This is a genomic window from Streptomyces qaidamensis (genome assembly GCF_001611795.1).
GTDB lineage: Bacteria > Actinomycetota > Actinomycetes > Streptomycetales > Streptomycetaceae > Streptomyces > Streptomyces qaidamensis.
The window spans coordinates 1,742,658-1,765,402 of the sequence record NZ_CP015098.1 but is presented as its reverse complement, the minus strand read 5'-3'; the positions used below and the strand labels follow the sequence as shown (position 1 = coordinate 1,765,402).

At 71.4% G+C, this 22,745-nt stretch carries 16 protein-coding genes, 1 tRNA gene and 1 pseudogene; 12 read left to right on the top strand and 6 right to left on the bottom strand.

Annotated elements, in window-relative coordinates; all coding sequences use genetic code 11:
* Positions 1-1,564: 1,564 nt before the first annotated feature.
* The 5 genes from A4E84_RS07595 (at position 1,565) to A4E84_RS07575 (ending at position 8,190) form a co-directional block, all read left to right on the top strand.
* Positions 1,565-2,854, top strand: coding sequence for an ABC transporter substrate-binding protein (locus A4E84_RS07595; protein ID WP_062925808.1), 1,290 nt, complete (start codon positions 1,565-1,567; stop codon positions 2,852-2,854).
* A complete protein-coding gene (locus A4E84_RS07590) occupies positions 2,854-3,861 on the top strand; it encodes a carbohydrate ABC transporter permease (RefSeq protein ID WP_062925807.1) in 1,008 nt (335 codons plus the stop codon). Before A4E84_RS07595 ends, A4E84_RS07590 begins: the two co-directional genes overlap by 1 nt.
* Positions 3,858-4,745 carry a carbohydrate ABC transporter permease gene (locus tag A4E84_RS07585; RefSeq protein WP_062925806.1) on the top strand — a complete coding sequence of 296 codons (888 nt, stop codon included), beginning with the start codon at positions 3,858-3,860 and terminating at the stop codon, positions 4,743-4,745. Before A4E84_RS07590 ends, A4E84_RS07585 begins: the two co-directional genes overlap by 4 nt.
* Positions 4,746-4,752: 7 nt before the next feature.
* Positions 4,753-5,343, top strand: a complete 591-nt coding sequence (locus tag A4E84_RS07580) for a hypothetical protein (protein ID WP_062925805.1) — start codon at positions 4,753-4,755, stop codon at positions 5,341-5,343.
* A 111-nt stretch (positions 5,344-5,454) separates the two neighbouring features.
* A complete protein-coding gene (locus tag A4E84_RS07575) occupies positions 5,455-8,190 on the top strand; it encodes an exo-rhamnogalacturonan lyase family protein (RefSeq protein ID WP_062925804.1) in 2,736 nt (911 codons plus the stop codon).
* 71 nt (positions 8,191-8,261) lie between these two features.
* Here the strand turns inward: A4E84_RS07575 and A4E84_RS07570 are convergent, their stop codons facing one another.
* From A4E84_RS07570 to A4E84_RS07560, 3 genes are all read right to left on the bottom strand, one after another.
* Complete coding sequence (locus A4E84_RS07570; RefSeq protein WP_062925803.1) at positions 8,262-8,468, bottom strand: hypothetical protein; 207 nt, start codon at positions 8,466-8,468, stop codon at positions 8,262-8,264.
* A gap of 11 nt (positions 8,469-8,479) precedes the next feature.
* Positions 8,480-9,835 (bottom strand): type III PLP-dependent enzyme domain-containing protein, encoded by a 1,356-nt coding sequence (locus A4E84_RS07565; protein WP_062931354.1) that lies wholly within the window; start codon positions 9,833-9,835, stop codon positions 8,480-8,482.
* Between the two features lie 249 nt (positions 9,836-10,084).
* Positions 10,085-11,746, bottom strand: coding sequence for a PucR family transcriptional regulator (locus A4E84_RS07560; protein ID WP_062925802.1), 1,662 nt, complete (start codon positions 11,744-11,746; stop codon positions 10,085-10,087).
* A 172-nt stretch (positions 11,747-11,918) separates the two neighbouring features.
* Between A4E84_RS07560 and A4E84_RS07555 the strand changes: the two are divergent.
* Positions 11,919-12,152 (top strand): annotated as a pseudogene (locus A4E84_RS07555) (transposase); the annotation flags it as partial.
* Between the two features lie 269 nt (positions 12,153-12,421).
* Here A4E84_RS07555 and A4E84_RS44350 read toward each other — a convergent pair.
* Positions 12,422-14,842, bottom strand: a complete 2,421-nt coding sequence (locus A4E84_RS44350; protein WP_062925800.1) for an SCO7613 C-terminal domain-containing membrane protein — start codon at positions 14,840-14,842, stop codon at positions 12,422-12,424.
* Between the two features lie 61 nt (positions 14,843-14,903).
* Here A4E84_RS44350 and A4E84_RS07545 point away from each other — a divergent pair, with 61 nt between their 5' ends.
* Both A4E84_RS07545 and A4E84_RS07540 read left to right on the top strand, forming a co-directional pair.
* Entirely contained in the window at positions 14,904-15,350 is a 447-nt protein-coding gene (locus A4E84_RS07545; RefSeq protein ID WP_062925799.1) for an SRPBCC family protein, read from the top strand.
* A gap of 39 nt (positions 15,351-15,389) precedes the next feature.
* Positions 15,390-15,461 (top strand) — tRNA-Val (locus A4E84_RS07540).
* Between the two features lie 90 nt (positions 15,462-15,551).
* Here A4E84_RS07540 and A4E84_RS07535 read toward each other — a convergent pair.
* Complete coding sequence (locus tag A4E84_RS07535) at positions 15,552-16,280, bottom strand: 3'-5' exonuclease (RefSeq protein ID WP_062925798.1); 729 nt, start codon at positions 16,278-16,280, stop codon at positions 15,552-15,554.
* A 169-nt stretch (positions 16,281-16,449) separates the two neighbouring features.
* Between A4E84_RS07535 and A4E84_RS07530 the strand changes: the two genes are divergently transcribed.
* From A4E84_RS07530 to A4E84_RS07515, 4 genes are all read left to right on the top strand, one after another.
* Positions 16,450-17,016 (top strand): DUF4365 domain-containing protein, encoded by a 567-nt coding sequence (locus A4E84_RS07530; RefSeq protein ID WP_062925797.1) that lies wholly within the window; start codon positions 16,450-16,452, stop codon positions 17,014-17,016.
* The gene (locus A4E84_RS07525; RefSeq protein ID WP_062925796.1) at positions 17,013-18,242 is read left to right on the top strand and encodes a hypothetical protein; all 1,230 of its coding nucleotides are present in this window, start codon (positions 17,013-17,015) and stop codon (positions 18,240-18,242) included. Before A4E84_RS07530 ends, A4E84_RS07525 begins: the two co-directional genes overlap by 4 nt.
* Positions 18,243-18,334: 92 nt before the next feature.
* Positions 18,335-20,311 (top strand): threonine--tRNA ligase, encoded by a 1,977-nt coding sequence (thrS, locus tag A4E84_RS07520; protein ID WP_062925795.1) that lies wholly within the window; start codon positions 18,335-18,337, stop codon positions 20,309-20,311.
* 67 nt (positions 20,312-20,378) lie between these two features.
* A complete protein-coding gene (locus A4E84_RS07515) occupies positions 20,379-20,939 on the top strand; it encodes an HIT family protein (protein WP_062925794.1) in 561 nt (186 codons plus the stop codon).
* A 136-nt stretch (positions 20,940-21,075) separates the two neighbouring features.
* Here A4E84_RS07515 and A4E84_RS07510 read toward each other — a convergent pair whose 3' ends face one another.
* Complete coding sequence (locus A4E84_RS07510) at positions 21,076-22,743, bottom strand: hypothetical protein (RefSeq protein WP_062925793.1); 1,668 nt, start codon at positions 22,741-22,743, stop codon at positions 21,076-21,078.
* Between the last annotated feature and the right edge of the window lie 2 nt (positions 22,744-22,745).

The following is a 22,745-nucleotide window of genomic DNA, read 5'->3' as shown; positions in this document are numbered from 1 at the left end:
TACCCGCTAGGGGCTGCGACTGATGGCGAGATTCACCCCGAGCGGGGCGTACCAGGCGACCCGTGGTCGCTGACCCTGTCGTCGAGCTGACAGAGGCTGAGATCTGCCCGTCGGTCCCGCTTCGTGACCGAGTTTCGCCCGGGCCGAGGCTGCCAAGACCCTGCCTCCCCGGTGAACCGCTCGCACTGCCGCGCGCCAAGCCGGGCGGCGGCGGGCCCCTCGGACCTGCCGGCGCCGACACCGCCATGGGCCGGGTGTCCTGATTCCGCCGTCGGGCCGGTTCGGCGCGGTGCGCGCCATGGCCCGGGCAGGCCGTCGCCCCGCCGGAGCCGGCTGGTGGCGAGTCCAGCGAACCCCGCGCTCCCGGCGCAAACAGGGTCGATGCCTCCCCGTGGGCAGGGCATGCCTCGCCGTCACGTCCGTCGGGAGCCGGCTGGTGGTGAGTCCCGCTCCCGGCCAGGCAGGGTCGATACCGCTCGGGGCAGGGCGTGCCCCACCCTGCCCGTTGAACCGCTCACGCCGTCGCCCCGTCGGGGGCCCGTGGCGAGATCCCGCCGCTGGGCCAGGCGAGGCCGGTACCCGCCTCGGGCAGGCCATCCCGCGCCCCCTGCCCTTCGAACCGCTCGCGCCCCGCCCGAGCCGGCTACCCGACGGGATCCAGCCATCGGGCCGACCGGTCCGCCGTCAGGCCGCCCCCACCCACCCAGGCACCCGCCCCGACCCTGCCCATCGCACCACCGCCCGGACGACCTCCCAGACGATCACCGAGCCCCGAGCCCCGGACCGCCTGGCCTCAACCCCCTCGGCCAGCCGTACAGCCACCGAGTCCTGGGCGTCAGGCCGCCCGGACTCGCGGCCGCCTCTGTCGCCCGCTCGGTCACCGAGCCCCGCGGCCCGAGCACCCACCTTCCGTGCCGCCGACTCCTCAGCCGGCCGTACTGATCACCGAGCTCGGACGCCGGCTCACCCAAGCCGCCCCCTCGGTCGGCCCCACGTCCGTAGCCCCGGGCACCACCCCATCCGCCCCATCCGCCCCATCCGCACCGCGCCACCGCCGCGCTGTCCGCTCACGGGCTCACCACCCACCGCCTACCCACCCCCTCCACCCGGCTACGCCCCCGTCACGCTCGGTCGCAGTCACCCTCACCGACCCACCCCCCACAACACCCCTCGCCTCAACGCCACATGGCCAAAACCGAGCTCCACGTCCACGAAACCCCTCACTCCGACGCCACATGGCCGAATCCGGCCCCTGCTCTCCGCAACCCCAGTCCCAAGCCCACCCCGGCCCCGCCCTCTACCCCCCCGTCGTCTTTCGGTCGCGCCCGGAACCAACCCGGCCCGCCCCTCACCGTTCGGCGCTTCGGACGCATGGCCGTCACCAGGGACGTCGTCCGGCTCCGCTTCCAGCCCCGCCCTCTCGGCCCGCTCCGCCGCCCGCCCCGTCGGTAAGAAATTCTTGTCCGAATCATTGACGCACCCTCAGCCCCTCCGTACCTTGTGCCAGCAAGCGCTTACTTGAAACGATTCATGCGAGCGGGACGACGTGCGGGGAGGTCCAACCGTGGTGAACGGCAGGAATGTTGAGAGACGCACCATCCTGAAGGCGGCCGGAGCCACGGCAGCCACGCTGGGACTGGCCGCGACGACCGGCTGCGGTGGCGACGGAGGGGCCTCCGCGGACGGGACGGTGACGATCCGTTACGCGTGGTGGGGTGCGGAGGACCGCGCCCAGAGAATCAACAAGACCATCGCGCTCTTCGAGAAGAAGTACCCGAAGATCAAGGTGAAAACGGACTTCCAGCCTTATCTCGACTTCTGGAAGAAGTTCAACACCCAGGCCTCCGGCGGAAATCCGCCGGACGTGTTCCAGAATGCGATCGGCTTCCTCCGGAAATACGACGCGAAGAACGTGCTGCTGGATCTGAGCGAGCAGGCGAAGGCGGGCAACCTCCGGATGGAGGGATTCCGCGCGGGCCTGGAGAAGTTCGGCGAGATCGACGGCAAGCTCCTCGGCGTTCCTGTCGGTTCGAACTCCATGGCTCTGGTCATCGACAAGCCCGTCTACGCGCGGGCCGGGGTGAAGCCGGAGCAGGGTTGGACCTGGGACGACTACCACGCGGCGATGAAGAAGATCCGCGAGAAGACGGGACGTGCCGGTGACACCGGCCCGTACAACGTCATGTACCTCTACGACCTGTACCTGCGCCAGAACGGCAAGGCGTTCTTCACCGAGGACGGGCTCGGCTTCACCGAGGCGGACCTGACGGACTGGTGGACGAAGGCCAAGAAGGGCGTCGAGGACGGCAGCTACGCCAACCAGAAGAAGGTCGCCCAGATCAAGCCCAAGTCGGCGGTCGCCGGCGAGCTCGCCGGCGGCGAGTTCACCTGGGACAACTTCACCGTCCGCTACACCTCCGAGGGCAAGAGCGAGTACGGCCTGGCCCCCATCCCGACCACGGACGGCAAGAAGACCGGCCAGTACCTCGGCTCCCTCATGCTGAGCGCCTCCAAGCGCACTCAGCACCCGAAGGAGGTCGCCCAGTTCATCGACTTCATGGTGCACGACCCCGAGGTCGCCAAGATCATGGGCTACGACCGTGGCGTGCCCGCGACGCAGGCGCAGTACGACGCGTACAAGCCGACCGACGAGGTCAACAAGGCGATCGCCGCGTACGAGGAGTCCCTCGTCGAGGCGGGCGTCCTGGAGCCCATCACCCCGCACCCGAACGGCGCGGACGTCTGTGAGGCCGCCTTCCTGCGCATCGGCGAGGAAGTCGGCCTGGGCAAGCGCTCGGTGGACGAGGCCGTCAAGCAGTTCTTCACCGAGTCGAAGACGGCTCTCGGCAGCTGATGGGAACCACCGTGACGCACGCCCCAGCGATGGAGGACCTGCCCAAGGGCAAGGGCTCCGAGCCGCGGCACGGTCCGGTGGACTCCCCGCGCCCCGCCGCCCTCAAGCGGCGGCGGCGCCGGGAGAACCTGGCCGGCTATCTCTTCATGTCCCCGTGGATCGCCGGGTTCCTGCTGCTCACCGCGGGACCGATGATCGCCTCGCTCTACTACGCCTTCACCGACTACAACCTGTTCGACGCGCCCAAGTGGATCGGCTTCGACAACTTCTCCGAGATGTTCGGGGACCCGCGCTGGCGCCACTCGGTGCAGGTGACGCTCTGGTACGTCGCCGTCGGCACGCCGTTGAAGCTGCTCGCGGCCCTCGGTGTGGCGCTGCTGCTCGCCCAGAGCCGGCGCGGTCAGGCCTTCTACCGGGCCGCCTTCTACGCGCCGTCGCTCATCGGCGCGAGCGTCTCCATCGCGATCGTGTGGAAGGCGATCTTCTCGGACGACGCGGTCGTCGACCGTGCCCAGAAGATCTTCGGGATCGACGTCGGCGGCTGGACCGGCGACCCGGACATGATCATCTACAGCCTGGTGGCGCTCACCGTCTGGCAGTTCGGCGCCCCCATGGTCATCTTCCTGGCCGGCCTCAAGCAGGTCCCGCGCGAGTTGTACGAGGCGGCCGAGGTCGACGGGGCGGGCAAGATGCGCCGCTTCTGGAACATCACGCTGCCGATGATCTCCCCCGTCCTCTTCTTCAACGTCCTGCTGGAGACGATCCACTCCTTCCAGATCTTCAGCTCGGCGTACATCGTCGGCGGCGGTGCGGGGGGCAACGCCTGCGGCCCTGCCGACGGCTCGATGGTCTATACCTGCTACCTCTACGTCCAGGGCTTCGAGAACAGCCGCATGGGTCTGGCCTCCGCGATGGCCTGGCTCCTGCTGATCGCGGTCGCCCTGGTGACGGCGGTGCTGTTCTGGTCCCAGAAGCGCTGGGTGCACTACGAGGAGGGCGCCCGATGAGTGCGCAGGCCACCGACATCAAGCCCGCCACCGGAGGCGGAGCGCTGCGCCACAAGCTGCCCGGCTCCCTCGCCTGGCATCTCGGGTCCCTGCTGATCCTCGCGGTGATTCTCTACCCGGTGATCTGGGTCGTCGGCGGGTCCTTCAAGAAGAGCGAGGACATCGTCGGCAGTCTGGATCTCTTCCCGGGTGACCCGGTCGTCGACAACTACAAGAGCCTCGCCGACGGCATCGCCGACATCTCGGTCTCCACGTTCTTCTTCAACTCGCTCTTCCTGGCGGTCGGTTCGGTCATCGGCATCCTGGTGTCCTGCTCGCTGACGGCCTACGCCTTCGCGAGGATCAGGTTCGCGGGCCGCAATCTGCTGTTCACGCTGATGATCGGGACGCTCCTGCTGCCGTACCACGTGCTGCTGATCCCGCAGTACGTGCTGTTCCGCAACATGGAGATGATCAACACCTACACACCGCTGCTGCTCGGGAAGTACCTGGCCACCGAGGCGTTCTTCATCTTCCTGATGGTGCAGTTCATGCGCAACATGCCCAAGGAGCTGGACGAGGCGGCCCGCCTCGACGGCTGCGGGCACTTCCGGATCTACTGGTCGATCGTCCTGCCGCTGAGCCGGCCGGCCCTGATCACCAGTGCGATCTTCACGTTCATCAACTCCTGGAACGACTTCATGGGCCCGCTGATCTACCTCAACGAGCCCGACAAGTACACGGTCTCGCTCGGCCTGAAGATGTTCGTCGACCAGGAAGGGCTGGCCAACTACGGCGGCATGATCGCCATGTCGCTGGTGGCGCTGCTGCCGGTGCTCGCCTTCTTCCTCGCCTTCCAGCGGTATCTGATCGACGGCATGGCCACGTCGGGTCTGAAGGGCTGAGGCGGGCATGGCCGGGACACGGGTGAAGGCGCGGGGGGAGTCGGTCATCGCCGAGCGGTTCGCGGTGTTCGCCGAGTGTCTGCTGACCGGTGTGTGGATCGCGGTGGCCTCCCTGGGAGTCGTCACCTATCCCGCCGCGTTCGCCGCCGGCGCGCGGCATCTGCGGCGCCGTACCGCTCATGAGGGCGGTGGCTGGCGGGAGTTCGCCGCCGACTTCCGCACGGCTCTGCGCGGCGGGTGGCTCGCCGGGCTCGCCGGGTGGGCGGCGGTGGCCGCGGTCTGGGTGGACGTGCAGGCGGCCCGGGCGGGGATTCCCGGCGGGCCGCTCGTCGGGGCCGTCGGGGTGGTCGCGTTGATCGGGCTCGTCGTGGCCGGGCTGCGTGCGGCGGCGGTCTGGACGCCGGGAGCCCGCTGGCGCACCCTGCTGGCCGGGGCCGGGCGCCGCACGGTGCTCGATCCGGCCGGGTCCTTCCTGATCGTCGGCGGGCTGGCCGTGGTGGCCGCGTCCGCCTGGTTCGCCGCGCCGCTGGCGGTCGCGGTCCTCGGTGCCGTCGCGGCGGCGGCCGTCGCCGTGGAGGAGCGGTACCGACACCGCTGAACGGCCGTGCCTCCACTCCAGGTCGGTGCCCGGCGCCGCACCTCTCTATGTCATGCCCCTGACCAGCGTACGGATTCGCTTCCCGCACGGACAAGGAAAGGCAGCATCGCCATGTCTCCCATCCCCCGCAGATCCCTCCTCCAGGCAGCCGCCGTCGCCGGAGCCGCCGCCCAGTTCAGCTGGGCGCTGCGAGCCCAGGACGCCCAGGCCGCGCCCGGAGCCGAAACCGCCGAAGCCGACCCGGTGACCCTCGACTGGCTGGAGGACGGCGGCCTCGGCGCCGCACCCGGCTCCACCGTCGGCGTGCCCTGGCCCAAGGGCGCGTACCGGAAGGACCAGACCTTCGCGCTGACGGACGCCGCCGGCAAGGCCGTACCCGTGCAGTCCTGGCCGATCGCCTACTGGCCCGACGGCTCCCTCAAGTGGACCGCGCACGCGGTCGCCTCGGGCGAGGGCAAGCTCACCCTCGCCGCCGGGACACCCGCCGCTCCCGAGAAGAAGGTCACCGTCGTCAAGCGCGGCGGCACCATCGACATCTCGACCGGTGTCATCACCGCGAGGATCGGCACGTCCGGCTCCACGCTCGTCAAGTCCGTCACCCGGGGCTCCACGGAGATCGCGAAGAACGGTCGGCTCGTGCTGATCCGCCAGCCCGAGATCGAGGACGAGGACCAGGGAGCGGTCAAGACCGAACGCTTCGACGGCGCGATCTCCAAGGTCGAGGTCGAGCAGGCGGGCCCGGTCCGCGCGGTCGTCCGCATCGACGGCAAGCACCGCAAGGGCGGCCGCAGCTGGCTGCCCTTCTCGATCAGGCTCTACTTCTACGCGGGCGCCGACTCCTTCCGCATGGTGCACACCATCACCTACGACGGCAAGCAGGAGCCGGGCAAGGCCAGTGGTGACTTCATCCGCGGCCTCGGAGTCCGCTTCACCGTGCCGATGCGCGACGAGTCGTACGACCGCCACATCCGCATCGGCGGCGACGGCACCGGCCTGCTGCGCGAAGCCGTCAAGGGCATCACCGGACTGCGCCGGGACCCGGGCGCGGCCGTGCAGGCGGCCCAGTTCGAGGGCAAGAAGCTGCCCGACCCCGCCACCTGGGACCAGCGGGTGACGACCCGGCTGCAGTACATCCCCGAGTGGGGCGACTACACCCTCTCCCAGCTGTCCGCCGACGGCTTCACGCTGCGCAAGCGCACCAAGAAGGGGCACGGCTGGGTCGCGGCGGGCGGTGGCCGGCGCGCCTCCGGCTTCGGCTACGTCGGCGGCGCGAGCGGCGGGTTCTCCTTCGGGCTGCGCGACTTCTGGGAGAAGTTCCCCGCCCAGCTCGACATCCGGGACGCCCACACCGACGAGGCCGAGGTGACCCTCTGGCTCTGGTCGCCCGAGGCACAGCCCATGGACATGCGCTTCTACCACGACGGCATGGGCCAGGACACCTTCCCGGAGCAGCTCGAAGGCCTCAACATCACCTACGAGGACTACGAGCCGGAGTTCGGCACCCCGTACGGCATCGCCCGCACCTCCGAACTCCTCTTCTGGGCCGGCGAGTCGACACCGAGCCCGGACCGGTTCGCCGAGCAGGTCGAGGCCGTCCGCGTACTGCCGCAGCTGGCCGCCCCGCCCAAGCAGCTCATCAAGGCCAAGGTCTTCGGACCGGGCCTGTACTCCGAGCCCGACCGCTCCACCCCCGCCAAGGCGAAGATCGAGGACCACCTCGACTTCCTCTTCACCTACTACAAGGACCAGGTGGAGCAGCGTCGCTGGTACGGCTTCTGGGACTACGGCGACATCATGCACACCTACGACACGTTCCGGCACCAGTGGCGCTACGACATCGGCGGCTACGCCTGGGACAACTCCGAGCTGTCGCCGGACCTGTGGCTCTGGTTCGCCTACCTGCGCTCCGGCCGCGCCGACATCTTCCGCTTCGCCGAGGCGATGACCCGGCACACCGGCGAGGTCGACGTCTACCACCTGGGCAAATGGGCGGGTCTCGGCACCCGGCACGGCGTGCAGCACTTCGCCGACAGTGCCAAGCAGCAGCGCATCGCCAACACCACCTACCGGCGCTACTACTACTTCCTCACGGCGGACGAACGCGTCGGCGACCTCATGCACGCCAACGTCGACTCCGACGAGACGTTCCTCGCCCTCGACCCGCTGCGCAAGATCCGCACCGAGCCGTACACGCCCGACCGGCACGCCCTGTCGATCGGCTTCGGCACGGACTGGAGCGGCCTGGTGTCGGCCTGGCTGACGGAATGGGAGCGCAAGGGCCCGAAGTGGGAGAAGGCCAAGGCACGCGTGCTGTCCACGATGGAGACGATCGCCGCCCAGCCCAACGGCTTCGTCCAGGGCAGCGGCCTGTACGACCTGGACACCGGCAGGTTCGCCGTCGCCGGGGCACCCAAGGTGGAGGTCTCGCACCTGTCGGCGGTCTTCGGCCTCAACGAGCTGTGCGCCGAGCTCATCGACCTGGTCGACATGCCGAAGTTCAACGAGGCGTACTTCGACTACTGCCGCTACTTCAACGCCACCAAGGCCGAGCAGGCGGCCCGCTACGGCTCCAACTTCGGCAACCTGCTGCTCTTCCAGGGGCACTCGCGCCTCGACGCCTACGCGGCCGTCAAGACCGGCGACGAGAAGCTCGCCAAGCGGGCGTGGGAGAAGTTCTACAACTCCGACGGCTACAAGGAGTCGGCGCCCTGGCGGACGGAGAAGCTGAGCGGCCCCGTCGCGCTGGTCCCCGGCAACGAGGCCACCTGGGTGTCCACGAACGACACCGCGCTGTACGGCCTCGCAGCCATCGAGAACCTGGCGCTGCTCGGCGACAGGATGCCGTAGCGGGAAGCTGAACGAGCGGAAAGCCGGAAGGAGCGGTTCCCGTGGCGACGCCTCGGCGGGAACCGCTCGTCCTAGTCGATGATCTGGTGGAAGAACAGGACGGCCGGGGCCACCACCCCGCCTCCGACGCTCACCGCGACCGGCCACACGTTGCCGGCCAGCGCCGCCAGAACAGTGGCACCGATGCCTGTCAGGGCTGCCAGCAGGAAGACGATCGCGGTGCGCTGGCTGAGGAGCGGTCCGTCCCCGCCGGGCCGCCGACGGTTGGCCTGTGCCACCTCGGCGCCCCTTACCCGACGCCGTGAACGGGCTCGTACTCCCGCCGCCGCCCGGGGACGGCGTGCCCGTCCGGGCCCGGCACGTCCCACGGATCCTGCGCGGGACGCAGGAGTTCGAAGCGGACACCGCCGCCGTCACCACTCGTCCTGACCCCGTACACGGCGGGTTCGGGCAGGCTGTTGTAGTGGAAGGGCGTCGAGAAGTAGTAGGCGCCGGTGTCCGGGACGGTGATGAGGTCACCCGGTTCCAGGAGCGGCAGCGCGCGGTCACGCGCCAGCAGGTCTCCCGCGAAGCAGGCGGGTCCCGCGATGTCTTGGCGGACCGGGCCGCCCCGCTTGGCCCGGCCGCTTCCGTCGTGCGCCTCGATCCGCAGCGGCCAGGCGTCGGGGTTGAACACCGTCCGGGTGGCCACCTGCACACCGGCGTGGGTGACCGCGATCGGCCGCCCGCCCATGCTCTTGGTGTACTCGACGTACGCGGCGGTGAACCCGTTCTTGGCCAGGACGGACCGCCCGAACTCGGTGACGATCTCGTACCCGCCGGAGAACAGCGCGGGAGCCTGGGCGCGCAACTGCCGGACGTACGTGTCGAAGGTCGGCGTGGTCTCGTCGTCGGCGAAGTTGACGGGCAGTCCGCCGCCGATGTCGATGCCGACGACCTGGCGCCGCCCGAGCGAGGCGTTGACCTCCTCGGCGAACGCCACGGCCTGCCCGACCCCGCCGGCCATGAGGTCGAGCGGGCAGCCCTGCGAACCGGCGTGCGTGTGCACCCAGGTCAGCCACGGGTGGTCGTGGTAGGCGCGCAGCAGCCGCTGCCGGCTTCCCGGGTCCGCCAAGGGGACGCCGAACTTCGAGGTGCTCGTCGCCGTGCTCATCGCGGCGATGCTGCCACCGCCGAGCTGGGAGTTGACCCGCACCCCGATCCGCGAGACCGGGACGCGGCCGCCCAGCGCCCGGTCGATCCTCGCCAGTTCCTGGTAGTTGTCCGCGTTGACGGCCACACCCAGGTCGAGGGCGTGCCGCAGCTCGGCCTCCGTCTTGGCGGGGGAGTCGAAGACGATCCGGTCCGGCGCGAATCCCGCTGCCAGCGCGCGGGCCAGCTCACCCGCGGTGGCCACCTCGCAGCCCATGCCGAGCCGCCGCAGCTCCGCCAGTACCGGCACCAGGCAGTTCGCCTTGGCGGCGAACGCGTGCAGCACGCGCGGTGCGGAGGGGAAGGCGCGGTGCAGGGACGCGACGGTCGCGGCGACGCCGTCGAGGTCGACGAAGGCGGCCAGCTGGGACCGCCCGGCGTCCAGCAGCCCCTGTCGCACCGCTTCCTGGAGGATCCGTGTCCGCCGCTCGGCGGCGGGGGTCAGTCCGGTCATGGTGAGCCTTCCGGTGTCGTACGCGAGGCGCCCGGGACCGCCCCGGGTGCACCACCAGGCTCCGGCCCGCACCGGGGCGGCGTCTTCGTCGAGTCGTCAAAGACCCGCGCCTCACCTACGGCGGTCGGGCGCAACAACTCCTCTTCCGCACACAGGCGTTGGACGATACGACAAAAGTGAGGCCCCGCGATGGTGGCCCCGGCTGAACGAATGCCGGCCCGCGCCCGCTCGCGTTTCGGTGCCGGACGCTCAGGGACGTGCGCCGTCGGCCTCTGCGCCCAGACGCAGCTGCACCTGGGCGAGCAGCCGGGCGTCGGGACTCTCCAGGTCCAGCCCCGACACCTGCCTGATCCTGCGCAACCGGTAGCGCAGACTGTTGGCGTGCACGCCCAGTGCGCGCGAGGCGGCGGTCACGTCACCGAAGTGGTCGAGGTAGGCGCGCAGGGTCTCCACCAGGCAACTGCCGCCGTGATCGGCGTCGAACTCCCTCAGCCGCGCCACCGAGGTCCGCGGCGGCAGCGTCACCTCGCGCAGGGCCTCGACGACCTGGAGGATGCCCACGGTGTCCGCGACGTCCTCGACCCGTGCGACGGTGTGCGGTCCGGCGGTCGCAAGGAGCGCCCGAAGGGCCCGCTCGGCCGACCGGCGTGATGCGGGCGCCCCCGCCAGGCCGGGGACCACGTCGCCGAGCCCGGCCTTCACCGTCGAGCCGACCGTCGCCGACAGCTGTTCGGCCAGTGCGCTCCCCAGCCGCCTCACCTGGCCGTCGGCCCGCCGTGCCTCGCGCTCCAGCCCGCTCACCAGCACCCAGGCCCCGCCGCCCGCCGGGACCACCACGACGCGGTGGCCCAGGGCCGCGCAGTGCAGGGTCAGCAGGCCGTACAGCCCGGACGGGCCGTCGTCCGTGGGGTGGCCGGACCCGATGCCCACCGCCAGGACGGCACACGGTTCCCGGGGCGGCAGCGAGGCCCGCTCCGCGAGCACCTCGACGGACCCACGGTCCTCCAGCAGAGCCCGGGTCGCATCCTCCACCAGCCGGCCGTCCGACCTGTGGGTGCGGTGGTGCAGCAGATGGGCGGCGGCGATCCGGGCCGCCGCGCGCAGCGTCTCCGCGGCGTTCGGCGCCAGCGGGCGGCCGGCCACCGCCGCCACCCAGATGGACCCGAGCGCCTCCCCGCCCGCCCGCACGGCGCCCACCAGCCGCTCCGGGTCCTGCCCGTGAGCGGGCCGGTGCAGCACGTCGCCCGCACCCCACAGCGCCTGGAAGAACCCCGCCTCCCGCATGGCCGCCACCCGCCAGGGCGGCACCCGGCGGCCGAGGATGGTCAGCCGGCGCATCTCGTCCACGTTCTCCTCGGTGGACGAGTACGCCAGCACCCGCGACTCCGTGTCCTCGATCGTCACCGAGCCTCCCACCAGAGCGGCCACCGCATCGGCCAGGGAGTCCAGATCGCCCAGGGCTACGCCGCCGGCAGCGGGCATCGGGGGAGCACCCGCTGCGGCCAGTCCGGCCCTCAGCACTCCCACGAGCTGTGCCCAGGTGCACCAGGCGGTGCGGAAGAGCACCGCCGTGCCGCCCTCCTCCGCGGCCGCCTGCAGCGCCCGTGCGGTGGGCTCCGGCCGTCCCGGACCGAACACCACCCCCGCCGCACCGGCCGCACCGGCCCGGCGCACGACGTCGACCGCGTGCGCCGAGCCCGGGTCGACGCCGACCGCGAGCAGTAACTCCCGCGGTCTGATGACCGGTTCCAGGGCGTCCAGCACATGTACACCGGTGACCTGCGTCCGCAGTCCCTCCGGGGCCGTGTGCAACTCCACGGCCCCCGCCCCCACCACCGAAAGCAGGCGCTCCAGTGTCCCCTGGTCCACGGATCCCGTGCCCCGGCCCGCCGAATCCTGCAGGTCCGTCATGATGCCCCCCGCCCCCCGCCCCCCGGCCTCTGCCCGAGCGTGCCGCTGTCGCGGCGGCAGATCGGGGAACGTATGACATCACGGGACGAGTCCGCAGTCGAGACGGCCCGAGCCCTCTAGTAGTGCTTCGTTACGTTGAGTGATCCCGGCTCGTGGTGGGCAACGCTCTGGCATGAGGCTGGGGGAGGTGGAACGGCACCGGGACGAGTTGGCGGAGTTCGTTGCCGATGTGTTCGCCTCGCTGCCGCGGCGGGATCAGCGGCGGTGGGGTGAGTGTTATGGGCGGGGCCTGATGCCGGACGGCCGGCGGAAGTCGATCCAGCCGATGGCGGAGCGGCTGCCGGACGGGAACACGCAGGCCCTGCGGCAGTTCGTGAACCAGTCGCCGTGGGATCCGCTGCCGGTCCACCATTTCGAAGGCCGCACATGGTGCGGCCGGCACCACCACGTCACCCTCGTCACCGCCGCCCAGGCATTCCTCACCCTCAGGCGGCTCGGCCCAGAAGTCCCCACACCGGCCTGACCCTCTACCAGGTCCTCGATCTCCTCCAGGACCTAATGAGGTGCTGGGCCGCTACCTGCACCACCTGCGGACGCCCCCTACTCACCCAACGCAGCCGCCGCTACTCACCCAACGCAATCGCCGCAGACAGAGCAGAACCCAACGAAGCACTACTAGTCCATCCTCCCCAGGGTCTCCCGCACCCGACGGACGTCCCGGATCCGCTTCTCGTACGTCGCCCCGAGGGCGAGCAGCAGGAGCCCGGCGAGGGCGGGAGGTGCCCAGCGGGGGAGCGCCCCCGTCACCTGCACGACGTACGGGGCGAGTTCGTGCAGGGTGACCAGGGCCAGGGCCGAGCCGCCGAGCACCAGCGGTGCCTGGAGGTGGTGCCGGGCACCCAGCAGCGTGACCAGCAGCGCCGCACCGCCCAGCAGCAGTGGCCGTGTCCAGTGCGGGTCGGCCCAGGCCGCGACCAGGCTCGGCAGGAGCGTGACGGTGAGGCCGGCGCCGTACGCCGTCCAGGAGGAGGCCTGCGGGTCGCGGCGCCGGCGCAGGGCACCGACGAGCAGGGCCGGGACGGTCACCGGGAGCGTGTACGCCTCGGGCGTGCCCACGTCCCAGGCCGCCAGGCGTACCCACGCGGCCAGCACGAACAGGGCCGTGGCCGCGTAGCCGACGGGACGGCGCTCCTCGCGCAGGGCCGTGCCCGCGGCGATCACTCCGCACAGGGCCAGCACCAGGGCGAGCATCGGCGGGTCGGTGACGGTGAGAGCCACGGCGAACAGACCGGCGGCGGCACCCACGGCCTCGACCGGCAGCGTCGTCCGGGAGGCGCCCAAGCGCGCCGCCAGCAGGGCGGCGGCACCGGCAACGGCCAGCACCAGCAGGGCGGTTCGGGCCGGCGGCCAGTCCGCCGCGGCACCGGACGCAGCGGCCAGCGCGGCGGCGTGCGCGAGAGCGGCCGGAGTGGTGAAGGGGGCGACGCCCGCCCGCCACGAGGCCGCTGCGAACAACGCCGTCAGCGCGGACAGCACGACCAGGGTCGCGGACTGCGAGGCGAGTGAGACCAGGGTGAGGCCGGCGGCCGTGACCAGGGCGAGGACGAGGGCCGTGATCTGCGCGGCCCCCTCCGTGAGCCGGCACGTGTACAGCGCGACCGCCGTGATGGCGCCCAGGACCAGCATCCCCGCGAGGTACGGAGCCTCGAAGACCGAGGGGAGCATCAGAGCCGTGGCCCAGAGCAGCCCCGCGGCACCCAGCCGGGCACGCCCACGCCACTCCTGCGCGCGGACCGCCAGGGCGAGGACCGCGGCGACAGCCACCAGCACCAGGGGAGCCGGTGCCGCGTCCGGTGGCCAGGGCACATCGGCGGCCACCGCCGCACGGGCGTCCGTCGGAGCACCGCTCCACACCCGGTCCAGCCGGACGGCCGGACCCAGCAGCACCACGGCGACGACGGGCAGCGTCCACAGCACCGCCAGCGCCTGCACGACACCGGACGCCCAGGCGAAGCCCCTGCGCATCGCGTCCGGGAGCCGTTCGGCCCGTACCGCCCCCAACAGGGCCACACCGACGACCAGATGAGCCGGAACCGCCCACTCCGAGGGCACCCCGGAACGGGCCACTCCGCCGAGCGCGGCCACCACGAGCAGCCCGGACGCGACCGTGAGGCCGAGGGCGTGCTCCTTGCCCGGCTCCTGCCGGGCCGTACCCAGGGCGATCGCCGCCGCCAGCAGGAGCAGCGCCCCGGCACGGGAAGCGTCGCCCGGACCGCCGGCCGTCAAGGACAGCCAGCCGGCCCCCAGAACACCCCAGCCACCCATGCCGTACGCACCGACGAGGGCGGTGATCCGCGTGGCCCCGGCCGTCAGCCGCACCACCGCCACCGCGTCGAGCCCGGCCGTCACCAGCAGCGCGGCCGTGACCGCATACGCACCCGCGTCGGCGGACATGGCCCACAGCAACAGCGGGAACTGGGCCGCGGCCAGGGCGCACGGCAGGGGCAGACGGAGCGCGGCCGTGACCGGCAGCAGGCCGTACGCCGACCAGGTCACCGCCAGCACCGCGGACGCGGCCGCCGCGTACCCGGTGCCGTCCGTCCCGGACAGGGCCGCCGCGTGCAGTGCGTAGGCATCGAGGACCGTCAGGGCGAGCCCGAGGCCCGCCACGGACTCGGCCGTCGACCGCAGCCCCCGCTTCAGCAGAGCCACGGGCGCGGCGAGCGTGGCCAGGGTGACCGCGCCGAGCACCAGGGCACGCCCGGCGATCCCCATGTGCCCCCAGCTGACCAGGGTGAACACCGCCGCAGCGAGGGTCAGCAGGACACCGCCGAGGACCAGCAGCACGTTCTGAACGCTCGGCGCGGCCGTCTCCGGGCGGGGCGCCGCGGTGGGCGGCGGCTGGGTCGAGGCCTGGGCCCGCGACTGCCACTGCGTCTGGTTCAGGGCCGCTACCAGCCAGGCGCGACGAGTCAGCAACTGGGCGCGCCGGGCGTCCAGTTGCCAGAGTTCGGCATCGAGGAGCCGCAATTCCTCGGCCGGGGGCGGAAAGTGGGTCATGGCTCGCAGTGTGGTCCGCGTCACCCCGCACGACATGAGTGCGGATACTCAGGCGCGTACTCAGACGGTCCGCGTCGCTCCTGGGCAGACTTGGGGCATGGACTGGAACCATTACCGCTTCCGCAGCCTGTGGACCCTGCCCGCACCGCCCGCCACCGTCTACGACGTGCTGGAGCGCCCCGAGGACTACCCGCGCTGGTGGCCCCAGGTTCGGGAGGTGACCCGGCTCGACGGCACCACCGGGGTGATCCGCATCCGCTCCGCCCTGCCGTACGACATGACCTTCACGGCGCGGGAGGTGGGGCGCGATCCCGCGGACGGCGTGCTGGAGACCGCCCTGTCCGGGGACATCGAGGGCTGGGCGCGCTGGACCGTCACACCGTACGGGACGGGCAGCCTGGCACGGTACGACCAGGTCGTCAGCGTGCACAAGCCGCTGCTGCGGCGGCTCGCCGTACCGGGACGGCCCGTCTTCCGCGCCAACCACGCGCTGATGATGCGGTCCGGGCGGCGCGGACTCCTCACGCACCTCGAAGCGGTTTGAAGGAAGCGTGCCCGGACCTGTATGGTTCAGTGCGTTCCCGGGCGATTAGCTCAGTGGGAGAGCGCTTCGTTCACACCGAAGAGGTCACTGGTTCGAACCCAGTATCGCCCACCGGAAACAGCCGGTCCGTCACAGACGGACCGGTTTTTTCATGCCCTCGGGCGCCGTGCCGGGTATGCCTTCGCGGGCCCGGGCCGGTGCTCAGGCCGCCGCCGGCAGGTCCGGACGCAGTGGCCACGCCGGGTCGACCGCCTCGTCCACGCCGCTGCGCGCGAACCACGCCTGCAGGCCCCGCGCCTGCGCCGCGTGCCACACCGCCTGCAGGGTGTGCAGCTCACCCGGGGCGAGACGCTCCAGCCGGGACGCGAACCGGCGGCCCACCGCCCGGGTGACCTCCAGCGCCGCCACGGCGTCGGCCGCCGCGTCGTGCGCACCCTCCAGGGCGACCCCGTAGTGCGCACACAGATCGGTGAGAGTCCGGCGGCCCTTGCGGTAGCGGTCCAGGTGCTTGTCCAGAACCCGCGGGTCGAGCACGGACAGCGGCGCCGACTCGAACCAGCGGCCGAGCGCCGAGGCGCGATGGCGGCGCAACTCCCGGTCCAGCATGGTCAGATCGAACGGCGCGTTCATCACCACGACCGGGCGCCCGGCGTGCGCCTGCTCGGCCAGCGCCTGCGCTATCTCGTACATCACCGGCGCCGGCCACCGCCCGTTGAGCCGCAGGTGCTCCTCCGTCAGCCCGTGCACCGCCGTCGCCTCGGCCGGCACCGGCACCCCCGGGTTCACCAGCCAACGGCTCACCCGCGGCCGGATGCCCGGCGCGTCCTGGACGACGACGGCGGCCGACACGATCCGGTCGGTCTCGACGTCCACGCCCGTCGTCTCCGTGTCGAAGGCGGCCAGCGGCCCCTCGAACCAGCACGTCGTCATAGCCACACAACCCCTCGTTCACCTTCGGCAGTTGACGCACCGTCCGCTGCCCGATTCGGTGATACCCGGGCTGTTTGCGCCGTACGCCGGAAGGAGACAACAGGAGTACGGGTTGTTGCAGTTCAGCGGCCCGCAGCGGGGAATCACTTGTTCTGGAAGGCTGTTGGCCATGGCCATAGCGCAGCCCGAACGGGGCGGGCTGCTGCCCGAGCGCACGGCTCCCTCTCGCGGCACTCTCGCCACCACCGCCTGCATGGAGACACTGCAGGTCGGCTATCTGCACGCCGTCGCGGCGGCCGCCGGCTGCTCGCTGTCCCAGCCCTTTCCCGACAACGGCATCGACTGGCATGTCAGCCACAGCGCCCCCGGGCACACGGTCGACGACGAGGTCACCATCAAGGTGCAGCTCAAGGCCACGTACCAGGTCCCGCCCAACCCGCCGGGCCGCACCTTCTCCTTCACGCTCGACAACGACCACCTGGCGAAGCTCGCCCGCACACCCGTGTCGGTGCACAAGATCCTCGTGGTGATGCTGGTGCCGCGCGCCCAGGACGACTGGCTGCGCGCCGGCCACGACCGGCTCGACCTGAGGCACTGCTGCTACTGGACCAACCTCGCCGGACAGCCGATCACCGGCCGCCGCCGCACCACCGTGCGCATACCGACCTCACGCATCTTCGACGACCGGGCCCTGTGCGAGATCATGACGCGGGTCGGGACGGGAGGGAAACCGTGACGCACCGCCCGACCGAGGAACCCCTGAGGCCCGTGCGGCCCCACCCCGTCGACACGGCCGGCCCCTCACCCGAACCCGCCGAGGTCGACCCGGCGGTGCTCAGCGCCCTGCTGCGCCGGCACGGCTGGCAGCGGCGCGGCGGCGCCCCCGGACGCTACGGCCGCTGGACCCCGCCCGGCCCCGGCGGCAGCGGCACCAGCCTCCTGGTGCCCGAGACCCGCGCCTTCCCCGACAGCGACGACCTGCTCGGCGAGGCCCTGCTCGCCCTGTCCCGCAGCGGCTCGCCCTCCGCCCGCGAGGTCCTCGTCTCCCTGGCCGTGCCCAGCGACGAGATCCGCTGGTGGCACGACGTCCCCGCCGGACCCGCCGGCGCGGCCTCCTGGACCGTCGAGGACCGGCTGCGCGGCGCCGCCCGCCGGATGCTGCTCGCGGCGGCCCTCGCCACCCGAGCCCGGGCCGGCTACCACGGCGCCCGCCACCGCCGCTCCGCCGCCGCGGCCCTGCGACACGTCCTGGTCGGCTCCGCCGCCGACGGCCGCCTCACCGCCTTCGTGCCCGTCGCCGGCGGCCGCCCCCTGGCCGTACGCCTCCACCACGCCCTCTTCGCCGCCCGCGAGGCCATCGACTACCAGCGGGCCACCGGCGGCATGGACGCCTTCGACGCCGCCGTCGAGGCAGGCGTGAGCCATGACCTCACCGAGGCGCTCGTCGCCCTCGTCCGCGGAACGGAGGGCGCCCGGATCGCCGTCGAGTGGGCGCCTGCCGCCGGTGTGCCCGAGGGCTGCGCGCCCTCCGCCGAGCCCGTCGAGTTCTCGCCCGGCGACCTGGCCGTGCTGCGCGAGGCGGGCGCCCGCTACCTGCGCGAGGAACCCGCCGTCCCGGTGCGGATCACAGGAGCGGTGGTACGGCTGCGCAGGTCAGGGCCGCGCGGCGACGGCACCGTACGGCTGCGCGTGCTGGCCGGGGCCGACGTGCCCAACGTCCGGATCACCCTCGACGAGGAGGGCTACCGGATCGCCGGGCACGCGCACCTCGTCGGACTCCCGGTGCGCGTGCAGGGGCGGCTGGAGAGCCGGGGCGGATTCCGCCGCCTCACCGGCGCCCACGGCGTCGTACCCGTACAGCTCGACGACGCCGAGCGGGACCGGCTGATGAAGGCGCTGCAGGAGAACGCCGGGGTCGCGGCCTTCTTCGAGGAGGCCTGCGGAGGGGACTGCGAGGACTGATTTCGCGAAGGGTGGTCCCGGGTCGGTACGATCCTTACTCGTGCGCGCGCTCCGGTATGGCGCCCGCAGCCCCCTTCAGTCAGGAGAGACCGGTGTCAGACGTCCGTGTGATCATCCAGCGCGATTCCGAGCGGGAAGAACGCGTGGTGACGACGGGCACTACGGCCGCCGAGCTCTTCGCCGGCGAGCGCTCGATCATCGCCGCGCGCGTGGCCGGCGAGCTCAGGGACCTGTCGTACGCCCTGTCCGAGGGCGACGAGGTCGAGGGCGTCGAGATCTCCTCCGAGGACGGCCTGAACATCCTGCGCCACTCCACCGCGCACGTCATGGCGCAGGCCGTGCAGGAGCTCTTCCCCGAGGCCAAGCTCGGCATCGGCCCGCCCGTCAAGGACGGCTTCTACTACGACTTCGACGTCGAGAAGCCGTTCACGCCCGAGGATCTCAAGGCCATCGAGAAGAAGATGCAGGAGATCCAGAAGCGGGGGCAGCGCTTCTCCCGCCGCGTGGTGACCGACGAGGCCGCCCGTGAGGAGCTGGCCGGCGAGCCCTACAAGCTGGAGCTGATCGGCCTCAAGGGCTCCGCCTCGTCCGACGACGGCGCGGACGTCGAGGTCGGCGCCGGCGAGCTGACGATCTACGACAACCTGGACGCCAAGACCGGCGACCTGTGCTGGAAGGACCTCTGCCGGGGCCCCCACCTGCCGTCGACCCGTGCCATCCCGGCGTTCAAGCTGATGCGAAACGCGGCCGCCTACTGGCGCGGCAGCGAGAAGAACCCCATGCTCCAGCGCATCTACGGCACCGCCTGGCCCACCAAGGACGAGCTGAAGGCGCACCTGGAGTTCCTCGCCGAGGCCGAGAAGCGCGACCACCGCAAGCTCGGCAGCGAGCTCGACCTGTTCTCCGTCCCGGAGCAGATCGGCTCCGGCCTCGCCGTCTTCCACCCCAAGGGCGGCATCATCCGCCGGGTCATGGAGGACTACTCGCGCCGCCGCCACGAGGAAGAGGGCTACGAGTTCGTCTACACCCCGCACGCCACCAAGGGGAAGCTCTTCGAGACCTCGGGCCACCTGGACTGGTACGCCGACGGCATGTACCCGCCCATGCAGCTCGACGAGGGCGTGGACTACTACCTCAAGCCCATGAACTGCCCGATGCACAACCTGATCTTCGACGCGCGCGGGCGTTCCTACCGTGAACTGCCGCTGCGCCTCTTCGAGTTCGGGACGGTGTACCGCTACGAGAAGTCGGGCGTCGTGCATGGCCTGACCCGGGCCCGAGGCTTCACGCAGGACGACGCGCACATCTACTGCACCCGTGAGCAGATGTCGGAGGAGCTCGACAAGACGCTCACCTTCGTCCTCGGCCTGCTGCGCGACTACGGCCTGACCGACTTCTACCTGGAGCTGTCCACCAAGGACCCGGAGAAGTTCGTCGGCTCGGACGAGGCCTGGGAAGAGGCCACGGAGACGCTGCGCCAGGTCGCCGAGAAGCAGGGCCTGCCCCTGGTGCCCGACCCGGGCGGCGCCGCCTTCTACGGCCCGAAGATCTCCGTCCAGACCAAGGACGCCATCGGCCGCACCTGGCAGATGTCGACGATCCAGCTCGACTTCAACCTGCCGGAGCGCTTCGACCTGGAGTACACCGGCCCCGACGGCTCCAAGCAGCGCCCCGTCATGATCCACCGCGCGCTGTTCGGCTCCATCGAGCGGTTCTTCGCGGTGCTCCTGGAGCACTACGCGGGTGCCTTCCCGGCGTGGCTCGCCCCCGTACAGGCGGTCGGCATCCCGATCGGTGACGCGCACGTCGAATACCTGGAGAAGTTCGCCGCCGCGGCCAAGAAGAAGGGCCTGCGTGTCGAGGTCGACTCCTCCTCCGACCGCATGCAGAAGAAGATCCGCAACGCCCAGAAGCAGAAGGTGCCCTTCATGGTCATCGCGGGCGACGAGGACATGTCCCACGAGTCCGTGTCCTTCCGCTACCGCGACGGCTCGCAGGAGAACGGCATCCCCTTCGACGAGGCCATCGCGAAGATCCTGAAGGTCGTCGAGGAGCGCGCGCAGGTCTGATCACACGGCGTTCGGGCCCCCGGGGAGATCCCGGGGGCCTTTGCCGTCCCCCCCAGCTCGACGCCATATGCTGCACTGCATGACGAGTGAGCCGGAGCAGCAGCTGGGAGTGGGGACGCAGGACGCGTTCCAGCGTCTGTGGACGCCCCATCGGATGGCCTACATCCAGGGCGAGAACAAGCCCACCGGCCCGGGTGCCGACGACGGCTGCCCCTTCTGCTCGATCCCGGCCAAGTCCGATGAGGACGGGCTCGTCGTCCGGCGCGGCGAACAGGTCTACGCGGTGCTCAACCTCTACCCGTACAACGGCGGGCACCTGATGACCGTGCCCTACCGGCACGTCGCCGACTACACCGACCTCACGGCGGGGGAGACCGCCGAGCTCGGCGAGCTCACCAAGCAGGCCATGACGGCCCTGCGCACGGCCTCCGGCGCGCACGGCTTCAACATCGGCATGAACCAGGGCACGGTCGCGGGCGCGGGCATCGCCGCGCACCTGCACCAGCACATCGTGCCGCGCTGGGGTGGGGACACGAACTTCATGCCGGTGGTGGGGCACACGCGGGTGCTGCCGCAGCTGCTGGCGGACACGAGGAAGATGCTGGCGGAGTCCTGGCCGACTGCTTGATTCCGGCGGGTGCACACCCCCAGTCCGTCCGGCGTTCGAGGACGAGGCCGTTCAGGCCGATGGGAGTCTGGGGGCGAAGCCCCCGGGGGCACCAGCCACCGCCGGCCCGCGGCTGATCGGCTCGACCGCCGGAGGCCTAGGCGTCGTAGACGTCGGCCTTCTTCGGCGCCGCATCCTGAACCGCCCCGCTGAGCGCCGCCGACCTGGACCCGAACTTCTCCACGTCGACCCCGTTCTCCCGCAGCACCTTCAGCGCCGCCGTGTGCACCACCCGCAGCACAGGCGTGGCCGCCCGCAGCGCGTCGTCGGCCATGAACCGGTGCCGCCACGGCTGGTCGGCCCACGCGTGCCGCAGACCGAACGGCTCCGGCAGCGTCAGACTGCCGCCGAGCCACTTCAGCAGCGGCGGGTACCAGGTCAGCGGAGCGCGCGCTGCCAGCCGTACCACCTCGTCGGCGTCGATCAGCGGGAGCTTCACGGTGCGGGTCTCCCAGAACCGGAAAGCCTTCTGCACCGCCTTCTCCTTGGCCGCCGGCTTCTCGTTGAACAGCGGGTTGACCGGCCCCAGGGCGTGCCCGGTGACCTCGATGCGCAGCGTGTCGTGCAGCACCGTCACCGTGATCAGCATCGTGATCACCAGATGCCCGTCCCACAAGGTCCACTGCACGCCCAGGTAGTGGCGGTCGCCGCTGCCGAACTGCTGCTTGTTGCAGATGTCCTGTACGGCGTGCGTCCGGACCGTGTACGCGTCGACGTCCGTGCCGCTCGGCCGGGACACCTCCGTGGCCTTCTCGCCGATCGGTGTGACGACCCAGTGCGTGATGGACGGCTTGGGGAAACCGCCGGTGTTGATCGACGTGCGCTCCAGCATGCCGAGACCGCCCTGGATCGCCACGATGACGTCCCAGCTGCGGAACGGGTGGAACTCCTTGTCCGGGTCGGCGGAGACCAGCTCCTCGGCCAGCTGCCAGCTGCCCCAGCGCGTGCCCATGCCGAGTATGCCCTTGGGACCGGCGTAGAAGACCGAGTTGGACCGCTGCTCGGCGGCGAGGCGGGCCAGCTCCTTGCGGACCTGCTCGGCCGCGTCACCGGGGTTGCCGGGGACGGCCTCGGGGATCTTGGCGCCCACGCCACCGCCCGACAGCAGACTCGACCAGCGCTCCCGCAGGTCGCGGGCGGTCCGCTCGCAGATCTGCTTGGCCCAGAACCAGCCGACGACCGGCATGATCACCGCCGCGCGTCCGTACAGGGCCCAGAATCCGGTGAACGGCATGCGGATCAGGAACAGCACGGCCAGCGCGCCCACGGCGACCAGCAGCGTCGTGGCGAGGGCACCCGCGCGCTTGTCCTCGCGCTTGGCCATGGTGGTGCGCAGCGTGAACACCAGCAGCCACACGAGGAAGCCGGGCAGGAAGAGCACCCCGCAGATCACCGTGATCGCCGAGAGCCAGTTGTCGCGGTCGCGGCGGATGCGGTGGGCCGCGAGGCAGTGCTCCACGACGACCTGGGGCTCGATGCCGAAGGACTGGATGACCGGCTTGCGCCCGGCGCCCAGCATCCGGTCGATCACCGCACGGGAGAAGGCCTCGCCGAACCGGGGGCGGAAGATCTTCGCCCAGGGGCGCGGGGGAGTCACCTTGGACTGGTGCCACTCGTTGTCGGCGGCCAGGATCTTGGTGACCTCGTCGTCGCGGTACGCCGCCGCGGCCAGCGCATAGGTCGCCGCCGTCTGGCCGCTCGCACCCGCCAGGGGCACCTGGGCCCCAGGGCTGAAGTCGAATCCGTCCGTCACTGCCGCCCCCATCG

Excerpts from the sequence above, each read along its gene's own strand:
- A4E84_RS07590 (WP_062925807.1), top strand. The coding sequence starts at position 2,854 with ATGGGAACCACCGTGACGCACGCCCCAGCGATGGAGGACCTGCCCAAG.
- A4E84_RS07585 (WP_062925806.1), top strand. The coding sequence starts at position 3,858 with ATGAGTGCGCAGGCCACCGACATCAAGCCCGCCACCGGAGGCGGAGCG.
- A4E84_RS07580 (WP_062925805.1), top strand. The coding sequence starts at position 4,753 with ATGGCCGGGACACGGGTGAAGGCGCGGGGGGAGTCGGTCATCGCCGAG.
- A4E84_RS07575 (WP_062925804.1), top strand. The coding sequence starts at position 5,455 with ATGTCTCCCATCCCCCGCAGATCCCTCCTCCAGGCAGCCGCCGTCGCC.
- A4E84_RS07565 (WP_062931354.1), bottom strand. The coding sequence starts at position 9,835 with ATGACCGGACTGACCCCCGCCGCCGAGCGGCGGACACGGATCCTCCAG.
- A4E84_RS07560 (WP_062925802.1), bottom strand. The coding sequence starts at position 11,746 with ATGACGGACCTGCAGGATTCGGCGGGCCGGGGCACGGGATCCGTGGAC.
- A4E84_RS44350 (WP_062925800.1), bottom strand. The coding sequence starts at position 14,842 with ATGTCGTGCGGGGTGACGCGGACCACACTGCGAGCCATGACCCACTTT.
- A4E84_RS07545 (WP_062925799.1), top strand. The coding sequence starts at position 14,904 with ATGGACTGGAACCATTACCGCTTCCGCAGCCTGTGGACCCTGCCCGCA.
- A4E84_RS07535 (WP_062925798.1), bottom strand. The coding sequence starts at position 16,280 with ATGACGACGTGCTGGTTCGAGGGGCCGCTGGCCGCCTTCGACACGGAG.
- A4E84_RS07530 (WP_062925797.1), top strand. The coding sequence starts at position 16,450 with ATGGCCATAGCGCAGCCCGAACGGGGCGGGCTGCTGCCCGAGCGCACG.
- A4E84_RS07515 (WP_062925794.1), top strand. The coding sequence starts at position 20,379 with ATGCTGCACTGCATGACGAGTGAGCCGGAGCAGCAGCTGGGAGTGGGG.
- A4E84_RS07510 (WP_062925793.1), bottom strand. The coding sequence starts at position 22,743 with ATGGGGGCGGCAGTGACGGACGGATTCGACTTCAGCCCTGGGGCCCAG.